The sequence below is a fragment of the Blautia sp. HA3515 genome, from assembly GCF_059933065.1.
This window is the reverse complement of record NZ_JAYFUY010000068.1, coordinates 1-5243: the sequence shown is the minus strand read 5'-3', so window position 1 is coordinate 5243 and position 5243 is coordinate 1. Positions and strand designations below refer to the sequence as shown.

The 5243-nt window shown below is 41.4% G+C and carries 6 protein-coding genes and 1 pseudogene; all 7 read right to left on the bottom strand.

Annotated features, from left to right (window positions below):
- A pseudogene (locus tag R1Y93_RS05440) lies at positions 1 to 562 on the bottom strand (ATP-binding protein); the annotation flags it as partial.
- A complete protein-coding gene (locus R1Y93_RS05435; RefSeq protein ID WP_500821973.1) occupies positions 555 to 743 on the bottom strand; it encodes a hypothetical protein in 189 nt (62 codons plus the stop codon). The pseudogene R1Y93_RS05440 and the gene R1Y93_RS05435, both read right to left, overlap by 8 nt.
- Complete coding sequence (locus R1Y93_RS05430; RefSeq protein WP_500821972.1) at positions 740 to 1339, bottom strand: hypothetical protein; 600 nt, start codon at positions 1337 to 1339, stop codon at positions 740 to 742. The genes R1Y93_RS05435 and R1Y93_RS05430 overlap by 4 nt, the downstream gene beginning before the upstream one ends.
- Positions 1296 to 2408: a histidine kinase N-terminal 7TM domain-containing protein gene (locus tag R1Y93_RS05425; RefSeq protein ID WP_500821971.1), complete on the bottom strand. Its 1113-nt coding sequence runs from the start codon at positions 2406 to 2408 to the stop codon at positions 1296 to 1298. The genes R1Y93_RS05430 and R1Y93_RS05425 overlap by 44 nt, the downstream gene beginning before the upstream one ends.
- Positions 2409 to 2604: 196 nt before the next feature.
- Complete coding sequence (locus R1Y93_RS05420) at positions 2605 to 3099, bottom strand: hypothetical protein (RefSeq protein ID WP_500821970.1); 495 nt, start codon at positions 3097 to 3099, stop codon at positions 2605 to 2607.
- Positions 3096 to 3719, bottom strand: a complete 624-nt coding sequence (locus tag R1Y93_RS05415; RefSeq protein WP_500821969.1) for a DUF4428 domain-containing protein — start codon at positions 3717 to 3719, stop codon at positions 3096 to 3098. The genes R1Y93_RS05420 and R1Y93_RS05415 overlap by 4 nt, the downstream gene beginning before the upstream one ends.
- 462 nt (positions 3720 to 4181) lie before the next feature.
- Positions 4182 to 5006 carry a hypothetical protein gene (locus R1Y93_RS05410; RefSeq protein ID WP_500821968.1) on the bottom strand — a complete coding sequence of 275 codons (825 nt, stop codon included), beginning with the start codon at positions 5004 to 5006 and terminating at the stop codon, positions 4182 to 4184.
- Positions 5007 to 5243 lie beyond the last annotated feature (237 nt).

The following is a 5243-nucleotide window of genomic DNA, read 5'->3' as shown; positions in this document are numbered from 1 at the left end:
TATCGCCGATTTTTTCGTACATTTCCTCCAGCTTACGGTTCAAAATCTCCAGTTCTTCATTGTTTGCCCGGATCTTTTCACTATTGTAGTATATTTCTGATACATTAACAGCTACTGTCTGCAGATATCCTGCCAAATCCGGTTCCTGCAGATGATATTCCTGAAACATCCAAACAGAAGCATCCGGAAAATAAAATACATTGCTGTCGCTGCTCAACCTGAAAAACCCTTCGGAAACAGGCTCGTCATTCATTACTTTTCGCAAGGTTTCATAATCCTGCAGATAGGAACCTGTCATCATTCTGCACAATTCCTGCATCTTGGTATTACATAAAACAATCCTTCCCAGAGGATCTGAAAAGCACACCCCGCATGGAACATCATCCACAGCTTCATTCACAGACCAGTATGATAAAGAATGCTTATATCTGCATTTCTCTCTCCAGACCGCCCAGCAAAGATACAAGGTCAATACAATCATCACTGCAATTAAAATACTGACCGGATACCTAAGCATAGGCTGATATGCGCTTTCTCCCAGGCAATACCTGTGATCATTCATAAGAAAGCCCATAAGAATAAAAGAAACTGTAAAAACAGTCATTGCCGTAATGATTTTCTTTTTCCCCAGACAAACCGGTGATTCTTGTCATCAGAAGGATCAATTCCAGAATCAGGCATATCTCAAGGAGAATCATCAGAAAATTCTGCATTACCATGCTGCATTCCCCAAAACTGGTCATCTGCTGCCTCCTTTTCTGAATACGATACACCCAACAAACCATTCATTTTCATCTTCCTGCTGTACTTTTAATTCCGGTCTTTCTGACACTAAGTCTCGCAGATCCGCTTCAGACACAATATGAACGGAGATTCGAAGATCCTCATCAATCTGCGATACACGGTAAAATATAGACTGCATCACATCTGATAACTGTTCCACAAGCCATTCAAAAGTATCATAGCATTTTAGTATATCATCTGCATTCAGCTGCACATCTCCGCTTTCCACGTAATAAGCAGCACGAATCTTGCATAGTTTTAAGCTATCACAGGATTCTGCAAGGCTTTGTCTAAGATCTTCCATTGTAAGCAGATTTCCATCTGATGTGTACTGTGTCAATACCAGATTCTTTCTCCGCTTCAAATACGTACCAACAACTACAATTTTACCAAGGATCCAATTATATCGATCCCTGGACTCCGTCTTTTCCAGTTCATCCATCAGCTGTGACAACAATTCCAGCTGGCCGGCGGTCTGACTCTGTATCATATTTAACAGCCGATTTTGTTCTTCAGCTTTTCTCCGCTCCGCTTCTTTCTGATAGGTTTTTTTCAACAGCCTGTTTCTGGCAGTAAGTTCTTCCTGCTGTTTCCCGAATATCCTGATATTGATCCAGCAATACTGAAATATCTTCCGACCAAAACAGATGTCCGCCTCTTATGGGAATGTGGTTGATCCTGATCCCCTGTTCCTGTACAAATGATCTGTTAATGATCATTGCACGCAATTCAGGCGAAAGCTGCGGAAAATCACCGGAATGATAATAACGCTGAAAAGAATGATCTGTGATCTCTGCATCCAATCCTCCGGAGGTCTGAAATAATTCAAAATAACGATTGTTCGTCTGTATCAGTCCGCATAATATACAGCCCTGATAAATTGCTGCCATTAAAATACAACATACTGCCGTCATATCCCCTGCAAAGGTTTGGATAAAAGGCAGCCGGAATATATTTCCTATATTCCATCCCAGAAGCAGGATTCCCGGAATAATTGGCAGCCAGAACTGTTTCTTTCCCGGGATTCTGCATTTTCTGATCAGTATGATTTCCATCCCAGTCAGGCAAATCAACATCCATCCCTGTATCACCATAAAAAGAATGCCATAACTGTAATCATTATCTGAAAACGGAGGCTGTTTTGCAAAATGAAACACCATCTGATGCAAATCATTTGTAAAAACACTTACGATCAATATTACCGCCACAGTCAACAGAATTTTGATTCTTCTCACTGTTTTTTCTTCATCCTTTTCACCAAAGAACATGGCTGCTGCCAAACCCAAAGCCGGGATCAAAATCATTGGAATATAATACAGATACCAACAAACGTGTTCTCCAAGAGGGTCATAAAGAATATGAAATTTCACTGTCCTTACAAAAAACCAGAATACCATCAGACAGCCAATTGCAGTGAGGCATCTGCGCATTTTCTTATGTACTACATGCTTTTCCAGGTAAATCACCCAGGCACAGTAGATTCCCAGATAAATACAGTTGCGGCACTGGTCTGCAAGGTTTCTCATAAAAGCATTTTCCGGTCGTACCAGCCTGCAGATATAAGCCAGTAATACGCTAATCAAAATCACTCCACACGACAACATCTTTTTTTTATTGTATGTCATGAAAATTCCTCTCTCATTAATACTTTCTTGTACTAAGTATACTATAAAACCATGTACTGGCATATAGTTTTTAGAGAAATTGGTTATCTGTTCACACTGGGTAGGCTGGCAAGCATTAGAAACTCCCACAAAAACTTTTTATTCAACCAGATTCTATAAACAGGACGGCCTATCATAGCCCTTTTGTTCATATTTTCTAAAATGGTCTCGGCAGACCACAGTATTCACAAAATCTTCCTGTATTCTCTGCGCCACACTGGCATTTCCACGAACTACCCTCCGGCTGCATTCCTCCATTCATGTTCATCCCGGACATTCCTGGCTGCATTCCTCCGTTCATGTTCATCCCGGACATTCCTGGCTGCATTCCTCCGTTCATGTTCATCCCGGACATTCCTGGCTGCATTCCTCCGTTCATGTTCATCCCGGACATTCCTGGCTGCATTCCTCCGTTCATGTTCGTCCCGGACATTCCTGGCTGCATTCCTCCGTTCATGTTCATCCCGGTCATTCCTGGCTGCATCCCTCCGTTCATATTCATCCCGGACATTCCCGGCTGCATTCCTCCGTTCATATTCATCCCGGTCATTCCCGGCTGCATTCCTCCATTCATGTTCATCCCGGACATTCCCGGCTGCATTCCTCCGTTCATATTCATCCCGGACATTCCTGACTGCATTCCTCCGTTCATATTATCCCGGACATTCCTGGCTGCATTCCGGCTGCATTTGGTGTCACTGCGGCAACAATCTGATATCCCGTCTGCTCCACTTCCATCAATTCGTTTCTCTTTTCACTGCTTATAGAAAATGTATTCAAACGAAAATCCATATCATCAAACCAGGGAGTATTAACCTTAATACGCATCGTATAATCATATTCATAGTTATATACTGGCGGCTGATAGCTTACTGTCTTTCCATCCTTTGTATATGTTTCTTCAAGCTGCTGTTGCTCCACCTCTACTCTGCACTGCACAATAGCTGATAAAGGAACGATATCTGGGTTTTCATTCACATCCAGTTTGCGTGCAACTGTAAAATTCCCCTTATGATCATCAATAAAAACAGTGTAGTTTCTGGTATTGATCTGACGGGTAACGCAAAAATCCATTACCGCTTTTTTATTCTTTTCACGGTATTCCAATTGACGTTTGATATCCTCTACTGTGCTGTGCCGCCGCTCTTCAAACCATGGTGATAATTTTTTTGCACAATCCTTACATAAATTTCCGTCGTCTAATTTTCTATTTCCAAGTAAACCTATTTTTTCTCCACAGATATCACAAATTTTTTTATCAAATAATCCCATGCCCTACCTCCCTTTTATCTCAGTCGAGAAGACTCCCACCTCTTTCAGGTGGTGAGTAACAGCAAGCTCGTCTCAGTGAGTCCAATCTCCGACTGAGATAAACACTTCGCGAGGATGCGCAGTGATTCTGTAAAGAATATGTCAGCTTACGCTGACCAGAATCACGCGCCAAGTCTCGCAGCTGCTCGACTTGAATTCAGTCAAGAAGAATTTCAAAAATGCCTTAGTATTCTTGCTGGAAGATGTGCGTAATGCAACGCATCACATATTTTTCTGCACATCTTGGCAATCCTATACTGCCGCACTGGAATAAGATATCTCCGGTGCGGCAGCTCGACTTGAATTTATTCAGTAACAGTTATTTTGTCAAAATATGTCTTTACAGAGAAATCTTCCCCATCTGTTTCGGAATCTTCTGATTCTTCACTGTCATCAGCGTCTGCTTCAAAACAAAGCTTTCCATCATCCCAGCGAAGTGAACTTCATAAGATCACAACTAAAGAACATAGTCCCTGCCTCATCTTCGGACACAGCCTTCAAGATCAGGTTATTTCCTTCCACCTCACCTGAAAGCTCTACTTTGCTCTCTTCTCCGCTCTCTATTAAAGAAAGCTCAGCCGTATCCCCTTGAACTGTCAGCATCATCTCAAATCCAGTCAGCTCAGCATCGACCGGCATCTGCATTCCAAATGCTTCCATCAAAGTACACATCCATTCTCCTTCAAAATCCTCTATTGCAGGATTTTCTACCGGTTCACCAGGTACATATGGCTCATATTCTTCTTTTTCCTGGCTCATGATCATTGTCATTCCGTCTACATCTATAGTCAACTTGCCATCAGCATACTCACATTCTTTAGATTCACCATCATTGGTTATCAGTAATTTATCATCTTCTATTTTCCACTCTGCCTGATCTACCTCTGGTTCCTCTCCACTGCTAGATGTCGTTGTCTCTATCTGTCCGCCTTCTTTAATGTCAACGGTCACTTCCATTCCCATTGATTCCGGATGGAACGTCATGTTTCCTCCCATAGAAAGCTCATTTACATACCAGGTTCCAATAACGTCCTTTTCTTCAAGTGCATAAACACTCACGCTCATCATACCTGCCATTAAAACTCCAACAGATCCAGCCACCCATAATTTCATTTTTTTGTTCATAAAAACATCTCCTTTCTTGTTATACTCGTGTTTTCGTTCATCTTCATTATACGTAAACGCTTCAATATTTACACTAGCACTTCTGACAGTAACTGTTCCAGGATTGCCTATGCTACTGTTCACAGGTAATATCCTGCCAGGTATTTTGCCAAAAATCCATCAAAAAAAAATGACTACTTCCCAGCATAAAGGAAATAGTCATATTCTTAACTCAGTACAGATACTACAGATATCTCTCATTCCTGTAGATATAAAGATATAAATCTGAAAATGCAGCTAATACTATTGAAAAATGTTATCTATTTTGATATTTAATCTGTTCTCCCTGAATTAACGGATAACAAACCAGTTTATCGCTAT

Excerpts from the sequence above, each read along its gene's own strand:
- R1Y93_RS05435 (WP_500821973.1), bottom strand. The coding sequence starts at position 743 with ATGACCAGTTTTGGGGAATGCAGCATGGTAATGCAGAATTTTCTGATG.
- R1Y93_RS05420 (WP_500821970.1), bottom strand. The coding sequence starts at position 3,099 with ATGAACGGAGGAATGCAGTCAGGAATGTCCGGGATGAATATGAACGGA.
- R1Y93_RS05415 (WP_500821969.1), bottom strand. The coding sequence starts at position 3,719 with ATGGGATTATTTGATAAAAAAATTTGTGATATCTGTGGAGAAAAAATA.
- R1Y93_RS05425 (WP_500821971.1), bottom strand. The coding sequence starts at position 2,408 with ATGACATACAATAAAAAAAAGATGTTGTCGTGTGGAGTGATTTTGATT.